Genomic DNA, 15,355 nt, shown 5'->3' on the forward strand with positions numbered 1-15,355 from the left:
TTGATAGACCCCTGACATTGGATATCCCTCTTCTCATTAAATCTTATTATCTCATCTGTAGCCAGCTTTTAGAGAATTAGTATAAATTCAGGTAGTTACTAAAAATAAGGGTATTAGTAACTTGTCAAGTTACTAATACCCTTACATAGATAAACTAAGTTTTTACAGTAGCGTATAAGTCTAAGTTACTGCCTGAGCAACTACTGCCGAAAGTGACTCATTCGCTGCTTGCTTCAACAATTCGGCTTTATCGGTCTGTTCCCAAGGCAAGTCTAAATCAGCCCGCCCAAAATGACCGTAAGCCGCGACGTCCTGATAAAAACGTCCGCCTCGTTCACTTGGTAAGGTGCGTAAGTTGAAGGTATGGATAATCCCTGCTGGACGGAGTTCAAAGTGTTTGTTGATTAATTCCAGTAAGGTTTCTTCATCCACTTTGCCAGTGCCAAAGGTATCCACTAGGATACTTGTTGGTCGCGCTACACCAATAGCATAAGATAGCTGAATTTCAACTTTTTCTGCTAACCCGGCAGCGACAATATTTTTCGCGACATAACGAGCCGCATAAGCAGCAGAACGGTCAACTTTCGTGGGGTCTTTGCCAGAAAAAGCGCCGCCACCATGTCGTGAATAGCCACCGTAGGTATCAACGATTATTTTCCGTCCTGTCAGACCAGAGTCTCCTTGAGGGCCACCAACGACAAATTTGCCAGTGGGGTTGACTAAAAAACGTGTTTCCTGATTAGGCTTAACGTCAATGTCGCCAAAAACAGGTTCGACCACTGCTGACCAGAGGTCTTGTTTAATTTTGGCTTGTACCGCCGCCTCATCCGTAATTTCCCCAATACTAGCTGTATGCTGGGTGGAAATTAGAATCGTATCAATACCAACTGGGCGTCCATCTTCGTAGACCACAGTTACTTGGGTTTTACCGTCAGGACGCAGGTATGACAATTCACCTGTTTTGCGGACTGCTGCCAATCGGCGAGCAATGCGGTGGGCGAGACTGATGGGTAAAGGCATCAGTTCTGGTGTTTCGTTGCTGGCAAAGCCGAACATTATACCTTGATCGCCCGCGCCAATTTTGTCGAATTGTTCATCACTATCTTGTTCGCGGGTTTCTTGGGCGGTGTTAACGCCTTGGGCAATATCGGGTGATTGTTCGTCTAAAGCCAGCAGAACGCTGGTACTGTTAGCAGAAAAGCCATTGTCAGCATTGGTATAACCAATTTCGGCAATTTTTTTCCGGGCGAGATTGACGAAATTCACATTGGCTTTGGTGGTTATTTCACCAGTGATTAGCACCAAACCAGTATTAACTACGACTTCAGCGGCGACACGACTGCTAGGGTCTTGTGTCAATAGGGCATCCAGAATAGTATCAGAAATCTGATCGCAGATTTTATCTGGATGACCTTCGGTGACTGACTCAGAGGTAAATAGATATCGACGAGACAAAGGAAATTCCTCCATCGAGAGTTTTTTCGTTGACTAAAATGTAAGCATTTAGTTCAACTACTAATCTATGAAATCATAACAATATTTATACTTCAGTCGTTAGTATCTTCTTGATATTGATAAAAACCACTAACTATAAGGTAAATATCCGTAAGTCAGATAAATGTATGCTAATTATTTTTTAGTTAAAATGTATTTAATAACACAAAAAAAAAGGGGGACACCCGGAAGCGCCCCCACAAGCTTTGACACAAACACTGCTGCTTTAAACCTGAACCGCTAACTTTGCTTCCGTAGCTGTCAACCGCTCATAAGCAGCACGCATCTTCAAACCTGTAAGCACTTGGAAGAAACCAGTTCCATTATTGGAACCTGGATACTCGCGGTGCTGGAGTAACAAGTGAGTCAATTCACCCTGATATTTTGTGGATGTATTGCTGAGATGAGTTTCGATGTAAATGACTTCTTCCAAGTTGTCAAATTGACCATCCACCTCTAGTACTGAGACATAGCGGCCGTAGTAAACATCTGAACCATAGTATAGTTGCATACCAGGATAAGAACAGGTCAGCTTACGTCCACAGGGAGTCCAATTGATTGTTGACCCTTCATCAAATAGGTAGGTTGGATCGAAGCCTTCCTTACCTTCCCGTTGGAGCATACGTACCCGTAAGACTCTACGTTCGGTGTCGTTTTTGATCAAGTTTGTGGGCAATACCTGGAGAACCACATCAGCAAATTCTCTTTGCGGTTCGATAAATTTATCAAAGTCAGGTTTGCGGGAATTGATTTGCGCTAACACATCTTCGTAGCGATGACCGCGTTCAGCCATATCTCGCTGGATTTTCCAGGCAATTTTGACCTCATCGCTAATGTCAAAATAAACACTGAAGTCGATTAGCGATCGCACCCGCTCATCATATAAAGGATGCAGTCCCTCAATAACTATAATGTGATTCGACTCGATCCGCTCTGGCGGATCGAGCAAGCCGGTTTCGTGGTTGTAAATCGGCTTATCAATCGCTTCACCACTTTTGAGCGCTTTAATTTGCTCATACATCAGATCAAAATTGTTTGCCCTGGGGTCCAGTGCCGTTATCCCCGTTTCTTTGCGCTGTTTGCGATCCAAGGAATGATAGTCATCCAAGCAGATGACTGTCATTAAATCTTCACCAAACAAATCTATCAAACGACGCAAAAACGTAGATTTACCGCACCCAGAGTCTCCGGCTACTCCAATCAGTACCACGCGTTCTGGCTTTCTTGTCATAAATCTCCTCTAAAATACTAAAGTTGTGTCAATAATTTTTCACACAGCAGATTCTGAAGCCAGGAGTTTACCCCTTTGGTTTATCCTGCGTTCTTGCTACCTAGCACATCTATAAGACACCAAGCGGGTAGGCAACAAAGTAATCAGGAGGCAGGGGGCAGGAGGCAGGAGGTAGGAAACAGGAGTAACCCACGTTTAAAAGCGTGGGACTTAGGCTGTAGATGCCTCGAATCTCGCGGCACTTTTCGCTCAATACAATTCTTATTTTTAAACTGGGCTTTTGACCCAGAAATAAAAAAAAATTCATTCATACTTCTTTTTTCCTGCCTTGTCTACGACACGCTGCGCGATCTGCCCTTTGCCTCCTGCCTTCTCTTTTAAGTTGCTACTCGTCGGACTAGCCTGAATGTTGGTGCCGGTAAGTATTTAATCCTAGTGATATATTTGATTTTAACAGAAGGGGGTATCCCATACAAGATTGCTGTCAAGAAGAATTAATATGGTTTATCAATCATTTTTTTGTTAATTTAGTTGTTAATTTAAAATGGGGATCAGTACCGCCCATCAGCGTTGCACCTTTATCACTCTGCTACTTGTGACTCTATAGAATCAAGACTATAAGGTATAATTTATTATTGCCGCAAATTTCTAATGTTCCTAAATTGTAATTCCTGCTCGACAATACTTAATCTATTCAAAGCAAAAATCTATCCAACGAATGAGGAAACAACTTGCATTACTCAAATTATTGGCTGTAAATTTATGGATATGCTCATATAGAAGCGTTGACGTTATGGCAAAGTACTGATAAAAGGTTGGCAGATTTTTCGCATCAAGTGAAACTAATTTCAGTTGCTTGAATTACGATTCTCTATCTTGTTATGTTTGTAGCTAAAGTTGTCCTAGTTATGTAATTATTTATAGACAGGTAATGAAGATAGCTAACAACATTCCAGAAGAGTAGTAGATTTGGAGAAGTAAAACCGATCGTGAAGAAAACCTTCCTCTCTTGGCATTCTCCGATTTAAACCCCTAGAGTAAGCAAGCACTAAAGACAAATTTTGGAGGAAAACTGAGCGGTAGCTTCCACCGAATCAAAGCAGTTCTCCAAGAATATCTCCTATTGTGAGCTGCTCATTGGGTGCTAAGGTAAAAAGCTATCTCCCTGATGGGGGTGGTAGTTAACGAAAAAAAGATTAAATTGATTCATTATTAACATTCTCCACAAGACTTATCCTTTACCTTAGAAGGTGAACAGGTGTGTTTTTTGCTATGCCTGCATGTCTTTGGTGAGTGTACTTAGCAAGGCATTAATTTAATGATGCCTTTTTCCTTCAAAGCCAGTTTTGTGAAACGAAAATCCGGTAAACTAAAGCTGGCAAGGTAAGGGAATAGTTTTTTTGAAAAACGGTTAAGTAAATTATCGGAGTGGTAGAACGAATGTACAATCAAGGTGCTGTTGAGGGTGCTGCCAACACAGAATTAGGTAGCCGCGTCTTTCTTTATGAAGTAGTAGGTTTGCGTCAGAGTGAAGAAACCGATCAAACTAACTACCCAATTCGGAAAAGTGGCAGTGTGTTCATCAGAGTGCCTTACAACCGCATGAATCAAGAAATGCGACGTATCACTCGTCTAGGCGGCACAATTGTTAGCATCCAGCCTGTAACTGCTCTAGAGCCAGTTAATGGTAAAGCCTCACTTGGGAATGCTAACAGTGAAGTCAGTGAGTTAGCTACATCTGGGGAAACTGCTAACAGTGAAGGGAATGGTAAAGCCACACCTGTAAATGCTGATAGTGAAGCCAAAGAGTTCACTAAACCACCAGCACAAGAACAGCTAAAGAACAAGGACAAGAAAGGCAACACCATGACTCAAGCGAAAGCCAAAAAAGACCACGGTGACGTTCCTGTTAACACTTACCGTCCCAATGCTCCGTTTATTGGCAAGGTAGTATCTAATGAACCGCTAGTCAAAGAAGGTGGTATTGGTATTGTTCAACACCTTAAATTTGATATTTCCGCCGGGGATTTGAAGTATATAGAAGGTCAAAGTATTGGGATTATTCCACCAGGATTAGACAAGAACGGCAAGCCAGAAAAACTTAGACTCTATTCCATCGCCTCAACTCGTCATGGCGATGATGTGGATGATAAGACAGTATCATTGTGCGTCCGTCAGTTGGAGTACAAGCACCCGGAAAGTGGTGAAACAGTCTATGGTGTTTGCTCCACACACCTGTGTTTCCTAGAACCAGGGGCAGATGTAAAAATTACAGGGCCTGTGGGTAAGGAAATGTTGTTACCCAGTGACCCTGATGCTAATGTGATCATGATGGCAACCGGAACAGGTATTGCCCCGATGCGAGCTTATCTGTGGCGTCAGTTTAAAGATGCGGAAAAAGCAGCTAACCCAGAATACGAATTTAAAGGATTCTCTTGGCTAATATTTGGCGTACCGACAACTCCAAACCTTTTATATAAGGAAGAACTGGAAGAAATTCAACAAAAATATCCTGATAACTTCCGCCTCACTCCTGCCATCAGCCGGGAACAAAAAAATCCTCAAGGTGGTAGAATGTACATCCAAGACCGCGTAGCAGAATATGCTGATGAGTTGTGGCAGTTGATTAAAAATGAAAAAACCCACACATACATTTGCGGTTTGCGAGGTATGGAAGAAGGTATTGATGCAGCCTTGACTACTGCTGCTGCAAAAGAAGACGTAACCTGGAGTGATTACCAGAAGCAACTCAAAAAAGCTGGTCGCTGGCACGTAGAAACTTACTAAGTGCTGAGTGCTGAGTTCTGAGTTATGAATGAGTAGGGTGGGCAGTGCCTACCCTACAATTGTTTTATATAGATGTATAGATGGCTGAGAAAAGAGTTCTCAGTTCTGGGCGGGTAAAGTATTAAATACTTGTTACTACTCAGCACTCAGCACTCAGCACTCAGCACTTAAAAATGAATTGGGTGCATAATGGGTGTGAAACTAGGAATACTGGGATTAGGCACCGTGGGAACGGGAACAGTGCAGTTGTTGCAAGATAGCACTGGGCGTCATCCATTGTTGCAAGAGATAGAAATTTATCGGGTGGGAGTGCGATCACTAGATAAACCCCGTGCAGTAGAATTGTCTACGGAAGTCTTAACTACAGATTTAGAATCTATTGTCAACGACCCGGCAGTAGATATAGTTGTTGAGGTCATGGGAGGACTGGAGCCGGCGCGATCGCTCATTCTCAAAGCTTTAAGTAATGGTAAGCATGTTGTCACAGCCAATAAAGCAGCGATCGCCCGCTTCGGAGCAGAAATTTTCACCACTGCCAATCAAGCTGGCGTATACGTGATGTTAGAAGCCGCTGTGGGTGGTGGTATTCCAGTGATTCAACCTTTAAAGCAATCTTTAAGTGTTAACCGAATTCACACTGTAACAGGCATCATTAACGGTACAACAAACTACATCCTGACACGGATGCAAACAGAAGGCAGCAACTTCAATGATGTTTTAGCTGATGCCCAGCGATTAGGTTATGCTGAGGCTGACCCCACCGCTGATATCGATGGCTTAGACGCAGCAGATAAAATTGCCATCCTCGCATCATTAGGCTTCGGGGGACGCATCAACCTCCAAGATGTTTATACTGAGGGGATTCGGCAAGTGAGCAAAACAGATATTGCCTACGCCGAAAAATTGGGATTTGTGATTAAATTGTTAGCGATCGCTAAACGTGATACTCCCTCATCCCCCCTTTCCGTCAGAGTTCATCCTACCTTAGTGCCTCAAGCCCACCCTTTGGCTAGCATTAACGGCGTTTACAATGCGATTCTTGTCGAAGGAGAACCTATTGGGCAAGTAATGTTTTTTGGCCCTGGTGCTGGTGCTGGTGCAACTGCCAGTGCTGTCACGTCAGATATTTTGAATTTAGTTGCTGTCCTCAAAACTAATACAGCAGTTACAAATCCATTATTAACTTGTGGGCATCAGGAATACTGCCAAATTGCACCGATGGCAGACTTGATAACTCGATTTTACGCCCGTTTTCTCACCAATGACCAACCCGGAGTTATCGGTAAATTGGGTACTTGCTTTGGCAATTATGGCGTTAGCTTAGAGTCAATTGTCCAAACAGGCTTTCAAGGGGAACTAGCAGAGATTGTAGTTGTTACCCATGATGTGCCAGAAGGCAACTTTCGGCAAGCTTTGGCAGAAATTCGGAATTTCTCTGCGATCGAAAGCATTCCCAGCTTACTGCGTGTACTTTGAGATTAGTTGGGAGTTAATACTGTTTGGTTAAAGTAGAGACGCGATCAATCGCCGTCTCTACAATAATCAGTCTTTCGTCTTGACGGCGATTTCTCGCATCTTTGGCAATCAATAATTTTCATCAAAAAACTTTAACCGAACCGTATTGAGTCGGGAGTGAGGCTCGTCAAGTCGCTCTTGCTCCAATTTCTAATTACTCCAAAGGATTACAATCTCCATCTTATACAGACCAAGCTGTGAATAAAACTTGGTTAACTATACAAGCTAAACTAAAAAATCAACTTACACCCCAGCGCGAGGCTATACCTATAACCTCTGCAACCAACCCATCAACTGCCCTCACTCCCTTTCCCGAGCATACGCAGCTACCAGAGTCTGATAGTAATTTTGTGTTCGCGATCACCCAATGGGAAAAGTTTCGCTTTAATCCTCCACCGTCTCGCCAGCAGTTGGAAGCATTGGCTGTTGTAGTGGGGGTTGATGTCGATAGGTTCGTGCAAATCAAGCACCTGCTGGGGTGGGAATGAAAATGGAGCCGATTCGGTTATGCGCTGCTTGTTATACCAAGTTACTATGTCACAAGATTGAATGGCAGTTGAAGGTGACACTGGGATGCGTAGGCGTTCGCGTAGCGTCTTGTAGAGAAGCCCGTCGCAGACATCGCCAGAAATTACACTTGCGAGCAAAGTGTCCTAACCGTGGGTAAGGTTGAAAGATAGATTATGTCTGTAGTGTTTTTGCCCGTCAAGGAAATGATAAAGTTGCAGAAGGCTGTCTAACTACCCACAACGCTTATTAACTGTCACCAACAGATTAAATGCTAGTTACAAATTTTGTGATTACATAAACTGCATCATGTACTAAAATAGATAGTACACATGAACTATTCCGATTGGCATCTAAACCTGAAAGTGTCAAGAGCTGAATACAACTCATTATAATAAAGCGATATCAATCCATGAAAAGCTCTCAAACAGTAGAGTTGTCAATGGAATGATTTTACCTATTAATATTTATTAAATTCCTAAAAAAGTCTTATGGTTAGCAAAGAGAGAGAACGATGTTGGAGAAGCTCATAAAATATTTTGTCTACGCGACAAAAGGTTATATTACAAAAACACAGCTAATCAAGTTTTTGTATTTAGCTGATCTTTACTCTGTCAAATGGACAGCAAAGCAGCTGACACATCTAGATTGGCGTTATTATTACTATGGCCCTTGGAATGAGGATATAGATAATACTTTAAATCAAATGGATGGTAAAGAAATATCTCAAGAATCTCAGGGAGATACAATACTTATCAAACTTGGTGCCCAAGCAGGTAATGTAGATGATTTAGAATTGCCTGTAAGTTTGACGTTAGTACTGGATAATATTAGGAGAGAATGGGCTGGTGCAGGACAAGATAAACTTACTCAGTTACTAGAGTATGTATATAACACTGCTCCCATGATGGAAGTAAAAGATACCTACAGACCTGAAGAAAAAGTTAAACTTAACTTACAAGCAGAAAGAGATAGATTAATCAATGAGTTAGGCAATTAGGATTATCAGGTGGCTGGACAAAAACCTAGACAAGGTTGGATCTATTTTATTAATCCCTATAGGGTATCTCTACGTTGCAGAGTTGGACACACTCATATTTATGATTTGGATGAGCCAGGTGAAGTACAATGTCAGACTATCTCTTGCACTGAAAACATCAATTCTAGTAGAGTTTTTAGAGGAACGCATCCTTATGTAGTTTGGACAGGTGATGAGTTTCAGGATGAGTCAGGTTATATAGCAACTTTTTCTGTTATTCCTCTAACCTCACAAACAACATCTAACGGTTTACCAACAACGTATCCAATTAACCCTACTAGCCAAAACGGTCTTGACAAAAATTCTTATGTCCTGGTTCATCAACTGTGTACTGTTGATGCTAATTGCTTTAAAGACTCAGCAGGAAATTGGTTGGAACGTATGGGACAACTAGCTAAAGCAGATAAAGATGCTATAGAGCAGCGTTTAAAGTATTTTTTAAATATTCTAGACAATCCTAGTGATGACTGGTTTGCTCAAAATGCAACTATAGAGCTTTTACAAAAAGTTTTTTATTTTCTGCCTGACGAAAATACAAAAAATAGAGCCATAGAAGAATTAATAAACAATTTAGGCCGCTCGTAAATCAGTAGTCATTGCTGACAATTTTTCTGTAACTTTATCTCTAACTCTTCCCAGTCAGGCAGATAAGCAAACATAAAACACTTAAACAGTTTACCGTGGTTAGGAACGAGGAGATGTACGAGTTCGTGAACAATGACAAATTCGCCCAATTCTTTTGGTAAGTCTAGCAGTTCAGTATTTAAAGTTAAGCGTCCTGTGGTAGAAATAGATGCCCATTTGCGCTTCATGGGACGCAGTTGAATTTGTTTGACTTGAACTTTAATCCGATCGCTCCATTCTCCCACAGCATCCTTAAGTGCTTGCGCGTCTTTCCATTTTGGATTTTGGATTTTAGATTTTGGATTGTCGCAGCTAGCAATCATGATTCGACTCGTTCGAGTTTCAGCAGGTTGTTGGTGACTTCTATTGTTTGCTCAACTGAGCTTGTAATAGGATAAATAGTAGCGTAAAGTTCGGTTCTTAAATCAATTTCTTGACGTGCATCCCACCAGTAATCAGGGAAGTTAGCATAAATGGTATTGATAATTTCAGCTTGGTTGATATCCAGCTGAGTAACTGCTTGCTTGATGACAGTGTAAATCGCAAAGGTGTTTTCATCAACCTTGAGCCGTTGCCGTAAGACTTCTGCTTCTACGCATTCATTGGCAATTTCATCTAGTCTCGCTAAAGCAATGTGAGCCTCTATTTGGCGGTTTTCAAAGCTGGTGCGGACAATTTCGGCACGTTCGCCAATGGAAATCAAAAAAGGCGATCGCTGACTTTGCTCGTGTACTGCTTTCAACAATGCCTTACTCAAGTTTAGAACTTTTACTGTATCTGTGGTGCTATTTTTACGGAGTTGTTCTAATTGTTGGGCATTGAGTTCGTGGATAGTTCCGGGCATTTCCAACTCGCCGATTGTGACGTTGCGGCGTACCAGCTCTTTGGTTTTGGCGGTGAGTTCAATATCAATGTAGGGACTAGTATTGTAAGCAGCGCGGATCGTTCCGTAAAGCCTGGCGATCGCTTGATAATTTTCCATGAAGGGGCGCAGATCAGGGTCAGGAGAGAGGATTTCGTAAATTGATTGGAGTTGGCGGACAAATTTAAAGAATTTCTCGCGCAAATCTTTGTCTGCAAAATAAGCCGCAGCCCGTTCTTTTGCTTTGTCGTCCCATCCCTTAGCTAGCGGTAAATACTCAGGTGCAGTATTTTCCATCATCGTTTGTAGGAGGTTTTTGATCACATCTACATTTTGGATGATGTCGTTAATTTCTCCCGACTCAAAGGCCAAGGCTTGCTCTAGTTTGTCGCCAAAGATACCGATAAAATCTAGAACAAAGCCGTAGGGTTTAACTAAACCTTGTGCGTCTTCATAGGGGCGATTCACACGGGCGATTCCCTGCAAGAGAACGTGGTCGCGCATCGGTTTATCGAGATACATACAGTAAAGTATCGGCGCATCAAACCCCGTCAGTAGTTTCTCGGTGACGATGAGAATTTTCGGTAAGGCTTTGCGGTAGTCTTCGTAAAGTTGGCGAATTTTGGTCACAGCATCAGCATCGCCACCGCAAAGGCTTTCTAAAGTTTGGGCATCTTCAGCAGAACAATAACCTGTAAAAGTTAGGGTTTTGGTGGTGTCGTAGTTAAAATCTTTCGGGCGAGATTCGATAAAGTCGATGACTGCATTTGGTAAGGATATTTTGGCAGAAACGACGGATTTTTTAATAAAAGCTTTGCGGACTTCTTTCTCTTCGGCATCACTCAGGTTATACTCCCGCAGTCCTGCGGCTGTAGTCCGGGAATAGACGACGGTTGAGTATTCGCTAGGGAGATATTTATCTAAGGCTTGTTTATAAAGTCTACAAGCTTCCCGGTCTACACCAACCATAAAAGCTTTAAAGCCCATTGGTTCAACGTAGTCCTGGAAGTGGGCGGCGACAAATTTCGCTACTTTATCTACTCTATCGCTGCTTTTGAGAAACTCTTTTAATTTAACAGCGCGATCGAGAATGCCATCAAGTTCCTCTATATCGTTAATGCCTTCTGCGGCTTGGAGTTGGAGAAATTCTTTTTCTAAAATTTCTTGGGGAACGCGAAACTCTGATTTCGCCAGGGCATAATTTAGCTTCAGGGTTGTGCCATCTCGTACCGAGTCGGCGGTTGAATACAAATCTAGGCTGTATTTCGGGTCACTAGGTTCGCCGAAGGTTTGGAAGGTACTTTGTCCTTTAGCTGCTTTACTGACGGGTGTACCTGTGAAACCGATAAATGTAGCGTTGGGGAGGGCAGCCATCAAATATATGCCGAAATTACCGCCTGTGCTGCGGTGTGCCTCATCGACTAAGACGGTAATCGTAGAACGCTTATTTTCTACTTTCATCTTGTCGAATTTGTGAATCATGGCAACGATTAAGCCGCGATAATCATCTTGGATGAGTTTTTCTAAGTCTGCTTTACTGGTTGCGACTTCATAGCTTTTGATGCCATAAGCTTTGAGGTTTTTGTCTAGTTGGTTTTCTAGTTCGTTGCGGTCAACAATCATGATTACGGTATTATCGCCGCTAATATTGCGGAGTTGGGCGGCAACTGTAATCATGGTGAGGGTTTTACCACTGCCTTGGGTATGCCAAACTAGTCCGCGTTTTTTATTCGGGTCTTGGATGCGTTGCAGGACTTTTTTGACTGCACGGGTTTGGTGTTGGCGTAAAACGACTTTGGTTAAGCCGTCATCGCGTTCGAGGAAAACAATGTAATATCTGAGAATTTCTAAAAAGCGTTGATGGTCGAAGAAGGTTTTGATTTTCTCTTCGTAGTCGCCTTCTTGGATAATCGAACCTAACCCCCCAGCCCCCTTCCCTACAAGGGAAGGGGGAGTAATATTGTTGTTCCCCTCCCCTTGCAGGGGAGGGGTTAGGGGAGAGGTCAGTTTCCATTCAAACAAGTTTTTGCGGTTGGTATTCCAGGTTAAGCCATACCAGAAATTCCACAGTTCTGTAACTTCAAAGATTTGGGGAAAGGCAAGCAATTCGGGGGTTTGGTTGTGGTAGCGGCGAATTTGGTCAATGCCTAGTGCTAAACCATCAGTTTTCTTTTCTCCTTTGGTTTCAGCAATGGCAACGGGAATACCGTTAATCAGAAAAATAATATCGGCGCGGTTGGGAAACTTTACGCCTTTTTGCGACCATTCATCAGTGACTTGGAAGATGTTATTTTCCGGGTTGTTAAAGTCGATGAGGGTAATGTTTCTGTCGCGGTTTTCTTCGGCAACAAAAATAGATTGTTTGCCTTGCAACCAGTTTAAAGCTTCGCGGTTGCCTTCGATGGTGCTGTCAATGTTTCGCAGGCGGCGAAGAATTTCATCTATATTGTTGGCGGTGACAACGCCAGGATTTAGTTTAATTAGTTGACTGCGAAGAACATCGGCAAAGTAGCGTTCTTTTCGCTTGTCGTCTTCCTTGCCTTCCCGCCGTTGTAATGCCTCTTTTGAAGTTAGGTATTCCCAGCCTATATCATAGGCATATTTCAGCATCGGTCTTTGCACGGCGGAAGCTTCGCTCATACGTAAGTCTCGGTTAAGGGTTGGGTGGAAATTTTACCTGTCATCAGTTGTTCTAGCATGGCGTGGAATAGTTCGTCAGTAAGGGCGATTTCTTTTTCTAGGGCTTGAATTTTGCGATCGCAAGCTTTTAAGGTAATAGCAATTAGTTGCTGTTCTTTTATTTTTGGCAAAGGTATTTGAAGAGTTTTTAGAGAAGATGTAGGCAATCGTTTCGTTCCATGTGCTGAAGTTCCAACAAATCGCAAAAGATAGTCTTTGAGATATTGAATTGCACACAGTAGGTATTCAGCCTCAACCTTAGAAGATGGAACAAGCGCCTTAATATCTTGATTAAAAGCCATAGATACTTCTGTTATTGCCACTGGAATATTTTTGGCAAGACACATACCACGAACAGCGACTAAAAGCGTTTTCTCAGAAACCAGACGCGAACCATTTTCTAAGCCTTCTTTTGAAATATGGTCGATAGTATCTGATAGTCTCGCTTGTTTTAAATCTTTAGTACTTACCCAAGGAATATTACCTTGCCACCATTCTGGATGATTTTTTGCAGGAGTTCCTCCGCTAAAAAACTCAACAAGTGAATCAAGTCTAACTAATTCCCAACTCTGCGGAATTTCGCCTATTTCCGTCTGCTTGCGCGGTTCGTTGCCAGTGCCATGAGTAAAGAGATACTGCATCAGTGCTGCTTTGCGTTCCCGTTCCAGTTCTAACTCTCGCTGGCGGGGTTCTTTGGCTTTCTGGATGGTTCGCAGAGTGTGGGCGATCGTTTTTTGTTCGGGGAGTGGGGGGAGAGGAACGGGTAACTTTATAACGTCACCTCTAGGAATTCCTTGAATAGTTGTTCCTCTTTTCCTATCGGATATCCATGATTGAACTTTAAAAGATTTAAAATATAGAACAAAGAAATCACTTAATATATCTGGTTTTAAAGTAACTACAGTAATATCTTGATTTACAGCTACATCAAATGTTGCAATAACAGCTTTACCTAAACCTACGCGAGTTCCTATTAGTACACTTCCTTTAAGAGCTATTTTTGAGGAAGAATTTTCTAAACCTTTTTCAGTTATACTACGCTGATAGTTAGTTAAATATATATCTTTACTAGTAAATACTGCGGTAGTTGTCCACGGAATGCAACCATCCCAGAAATCATCTTGTTTAGTGGATGGTGTACCACCTCCAAAGGTTTCTAAAGAAATATCATTTAATTTAACAACTTTCCAATGATAAGGTAATTGAATCTCACCCATCCCTACCCCTCTCATATTCCATCAGCAATAATCAAATCTATCATCTCATTCTTATTCTTACGATAAACCCGAAAATCACTATCTAGAGTTAACACACTACTACCATTAATCAACTCACTCATTCTTACCAAACACGCATCAGCTAAAGACATTGGCACATTCTGATACTGCTTCAGCAACTCTCTAACCGTTCCTATTTCATCACTGAGACGAAAAGAGATTTGAATTATCCCAGTATCTAATAAAGACATAACCGCATCCTGTCCTCCATAAAAATCTCGCAATATAAAACACGTCTCATTAATTACTACTTCACAAATTAATAAGTGCGGCTCAATCTTTTTCCACTCATTAACTGCCCAATCATGCGATTTTTATCGATTATTGATAAATGCGACTAAGGGGCCTGTATCTAGAAGTACCTTTTTCCTCATTTCCAACTGTAGCCTTCTAAATACTTCTTGTTGGTAGCTAAATCGCCAGGGCCTCCATCAACGCAGCCAGCAAACTCTTTGGCTACTTCATAGGCGGAAATAGATTCTTTCTTTTCTTTATGCTGTACATCCTGCTTTTGCATCTCATTAAACTGCAAAAACTCAATAAAATTTAATACCTCCTGTTGCTTCTCAGGAGATAACTTTTTCAATTCATCAATTATCATTTGTTGCTTATCAATTGCTTGAGTCATTGCTGTATCCTGGATGAAATAATAAGATATTTGTAGCTGATTGAAACTTTAGCAATTTAAACTTTACTACTCATTGCAGACAAACTTAAATACTCAGAGATCAGCTAGCGTAAAATGTGTAGGTAGGTTTGAGGAAAGCCTCAACCCAACCTACGAATATTCTAACCCCCAACCCCTTCCCTACTAGCGTTGGGGAGTAAGCCTTAAAGCCTCTCTGCTTGTAAGCTTGGGGTATACACACAAGTATGACCAGCATAGGTTTCAACTCTTATAGTAGTTTCGTAGGGTGCGGTATGGACACGCCAAATCAACAAATGCGTACGCCAAATCAACAAATGCGAACGCCAAATCAACAAATGCGAACGCTAAATCAACAAATGCGAACACCGAATCAACAAATGCGAACGCCAAATCAACAAATGCGAACACCGAATCAACAAATGCGAACACCGAATCAACAAATGCGAACCCCAAATCAACAAATGCGTACGCCTTAGAGGTTGTTTGAAAAGTGGTTGGCTGTGATTTTAGGCACTTGTTGATCCCCCCTAGCCCCCCTTTTTAAGGGGGGAACCGGAATCAAAGTCCCCCTTTTTAAGGGGGATTTAGGGGGATCTAAAACGTTTTGCTACCAACAAAAGGACTTTTCAAACATCGTTTTATAGCACCCATTTGAGATCTATACAGGAGGGCAATCGAATTTGGCTGAACT

General features: G+C 42.0%; 11 protein-coding genes and 2 pseudogenes. 6 read left to right on the top strand and 7 right to left on the bottom strand.

Annotation, left to right across the window (positions count from 1 at the left end):
• Positions 1-180 precede the first annotated feature (180 nt).
• Together metK and HWQ58_RS13105 are read right to left on the bottom strand one after the other, a co-directional pair.
• On the bottom strand, positions 181-1,455 hold the full coding sequence (metK, locus tag HWQ58_RS13100; protein WP_292862755.1) for a methionine adenosyltransferase: 1,275 nt from the start codon (positions 1,453-1,455) through the stop codon (positions 181-183).
• 265 nt (positions 1,456-1,720) lie between these two features.
• Positions 1,721-2,725 carry a phosphoribulokinase gene (locus tag HWQ58_RS13105; protein WP_292862757.1) on the bottom strand — a complete coding sequence of 335 codons (1,005 nt, stop codon included), beginning with the start codon at positions 2,723-2,725 and terminating at the stop codon, positions 1,721-1,723.
• 1,440 nt (positions 2,726-4,165) lie between these two features.
• On the opposite strand from HWQ58_RS13105, the gene petH reads away from it, so the two are divergent.
• From petH to HWQ58_RS13130, 5 genes and pseudogenes are all read left to right on the top strand, one after another.
• Positions 4,166-5,512 carry a ferredoxin--NADP reductase gene (petH, locus tag HWQ58_RS13110; protein ID WP_292862875.1) on the top strand — a complete coding sequence of 449 codons (1,347 nt, stop codon included), beginning with the start codon at positions 4,166-4,168 and terminating at the stop codon, positions 5,510-5,512.
• A gap of 189 nt (positions 5,513-5,701) precedes the next feature.
• On the top strand, positions 5,702-6,988 hold the full coding sequence (locus HWQ58_RS13115; protein ID WP_292862761.1) for a homoserine dehydrogenase: 1,287 nt from the start codon (positions 5,702-5,704) through the stop codon (positions 6,986-6,988).
• A gap of 308 nt (positions 6,989-7,296) precedes the next feature.
• Positions 7,297-7,380: pseudogene (locus tag HWQ58_RS13120) on the top strand (Uma2 family endonuclease); the annotation flags it as partial.
• 668 nt (positions 7,381-8,048) lie between these two features.
• The gene (locus HWQ58_RS13125; RefSeq protein WP_292862764.1) at positions 8,049-8,534 is read left to right on the top strand and encodes a type II toxin-antitoxin system antitoxin SocA domain-containing protein; all 486 of its coding nucleotides are present in this window, start codon (positions 8,049-8,051) and stop codon (positions 8,532-8,534) included.
• Positions 8,535-8,543: 9 nt separating this feature from the next.
• Positions 8,544-9,158 (top strand): type II toxin-antitoxin system PemK/MazF family toxin, encoded by a 615-nt coding sequence (locus tag HWQ58_RS13130; protein WP_292862767.1) that lies wholly within the window; start codon positions 8,544-8,546, stop codon positions 9,156-9,158.
• Positions 9,159-9,166: 8 nt separating this feature from the next.
• Here the strand turns inward: HWQ58_RS13130 and HWQ58_RS13135 are convergent, their stop codons facing one another.
• The 5 genes and pseudogenes from HWQ58_RS13135 to HWQ58_RS13155 all read right to left on the bottom strand — a co-directional run bounded on the left by HWQ58_RS13135 (position 9,167) and on the right by HWQ58_RS13155 (position 14,643).
• Entirely contained in the window at positions 9,167-9,520 is a 354-nt protein-coding gene (locus HWQ58_RS13135) for a M48 family metallopeptidase (protein WP_292862770.1), read from the bottom strand.
• Positions 9,517-12,699 (bottom strand): HsdR family type I site-specific deoxyribonuclease, encoded by a 3,183-nt coding sequence (locus tag HWQ58_RS13140; protein WP_292862774.1) that lies wholly within the window; start codon positions 12,697-12,699, stop codon positions 9,517-9,519. The genes HWQ58_RS13135 and HWQ58_RS13140 overlap by 4 nt, the downstream gene beginning before the upstream one ends.
• The gene (locus HWQ58_RS13145) at positions 12,696-13,955 is read right to left on the bottom strand and encodes a restriction endonuclease subunit S (RefSeq protein WP_292862777.1); all 1,260 of its coding nucleotides are present in this window, start codon (positions 13,953-13,955) and stop codon (positions 12,696-12,698) included. The genes HWQ58_RS13140 and HWQ58_RS13145 overlap by 4 nt, the downstream gene beginning before the upstream one ends.
• An 11-nt stretch (positions 13,956-13,966) precedes the next feature.
• A pseudogene (locus HWQ58_RS13150) lies at positions 13,967-14,311 on the bottom strand (PIN domain-containing protein); the annotation flags it as partial.
• A gap of 74 nt (positions 14,312-14,385) precedes the next feature.
• The gene (locus HWQ58_RS13155) at positions 14,386-14,643 is read right to left on the bottom strand and encodes a DUF2281 domain-containing protein (RefSeq protein ID WP_292862783.1); all 258 of its coding nucleotides are present in this window, start codon (positions 14,641-14,643) and stop codon (positions 14,386-14,388) included.
• Positions 14,644-14,936: 293 nt separating this feature from the next.
• Between HWQ58_RS13155 and HWQ58_RS13160 the strand changes: the two genes are divergently transcribed.
• On the top strand, positions 14,937-15,140 hold the full coding sequence (locus HWQ58_RS13160; protein ID WP_292862786.1) for a hypothetical protein: 204 nt from the start codon (positions 14,937-14,939) through the stop codon (positions 15,138-15,140).
• Positions 15,141-15,355: the final 215 nt, after the last annotated feature.

Origin of the sequence: Nostoc sp. LPT, assembly GCF_017115165.1 — a bacterium.
Taxonomy (GTDB): domain Bacteria; phylum Cyanobacteriota; class Cyanobacteriia; order Cyanobacteriales; family Nostocaceae; genus Nostoc.

What these genes read in the sequence shown, in the direction of transcription:
- HWQ58_RS13105 (WP_292862757.1), bottom strand. Translation starts at nt 2,725, where the DNA reads ATGACAAGAAAGCCAGAACGCGTGGTACTGATTGGAGTAGCCGGAGAC.
- petH (WP_292862875.1), top strand. Translation starts at nt 4,166, where the DNA reads ATGTACAATCAAGGTGCTGTTGAGGGTGCTGCCAACACAGAATTAGGT.
- HWQ58_RS13115 (WP_292862761.1), top strand. Translation starts at nt 5,702, where the DNA reads ATGGGTGTGAAACTAGGAATACTGGGATTAGGCACCGTGGGAACGGGA.
- HWQ58_RS13125 (WP_292862764.1), top strand. Translation starts at nt 8,049, where the DNA reads ATGTTGGAGAAGCTCATAAAATATTTTGTCTACGCGACAAAAGGTTAT.
- HWQ58_RS13135 (WP_292862770.1), bottom strand. Translation starts at nt 9,520, where the DNA reads ATGATTGCTAGCTGCGACAATCCAAAATCTAAAATCCAAAATCCAAAA.
- HWQ58_RS13140 (WP_292862774.1), bottom strand. Translation starts at nt 12,699, where the DNA reads ATGAGCGAAGCTTCCGCCGTGCAAAGACCGATGCTGAAATATGCCTAT.
- HWQ58_RS13145 (WP_292862777.1), bottom strand. Translation starts at nt 13,955, where the DNA reads ATGGGTGAGATTCAATTACCTTATCATTGGAAAGTTGTTAAATTAAAT.
- HWQ58_RS13155 (WP_292862783.1), bottom strand. Translation starts at nt 14,643, where the DNA reads ATGACTCAAGCAATTGATAAGCAACAAATGATAATTGATGAATTGAAA.
- HWQ58_RS13160 (WP_292862786.1), top strand. Translation starts at nt 14,937, where the DNA reads ATGGACACGCCAAATCAACAAATGCGTACGCCAAATCAACAAATGCGA.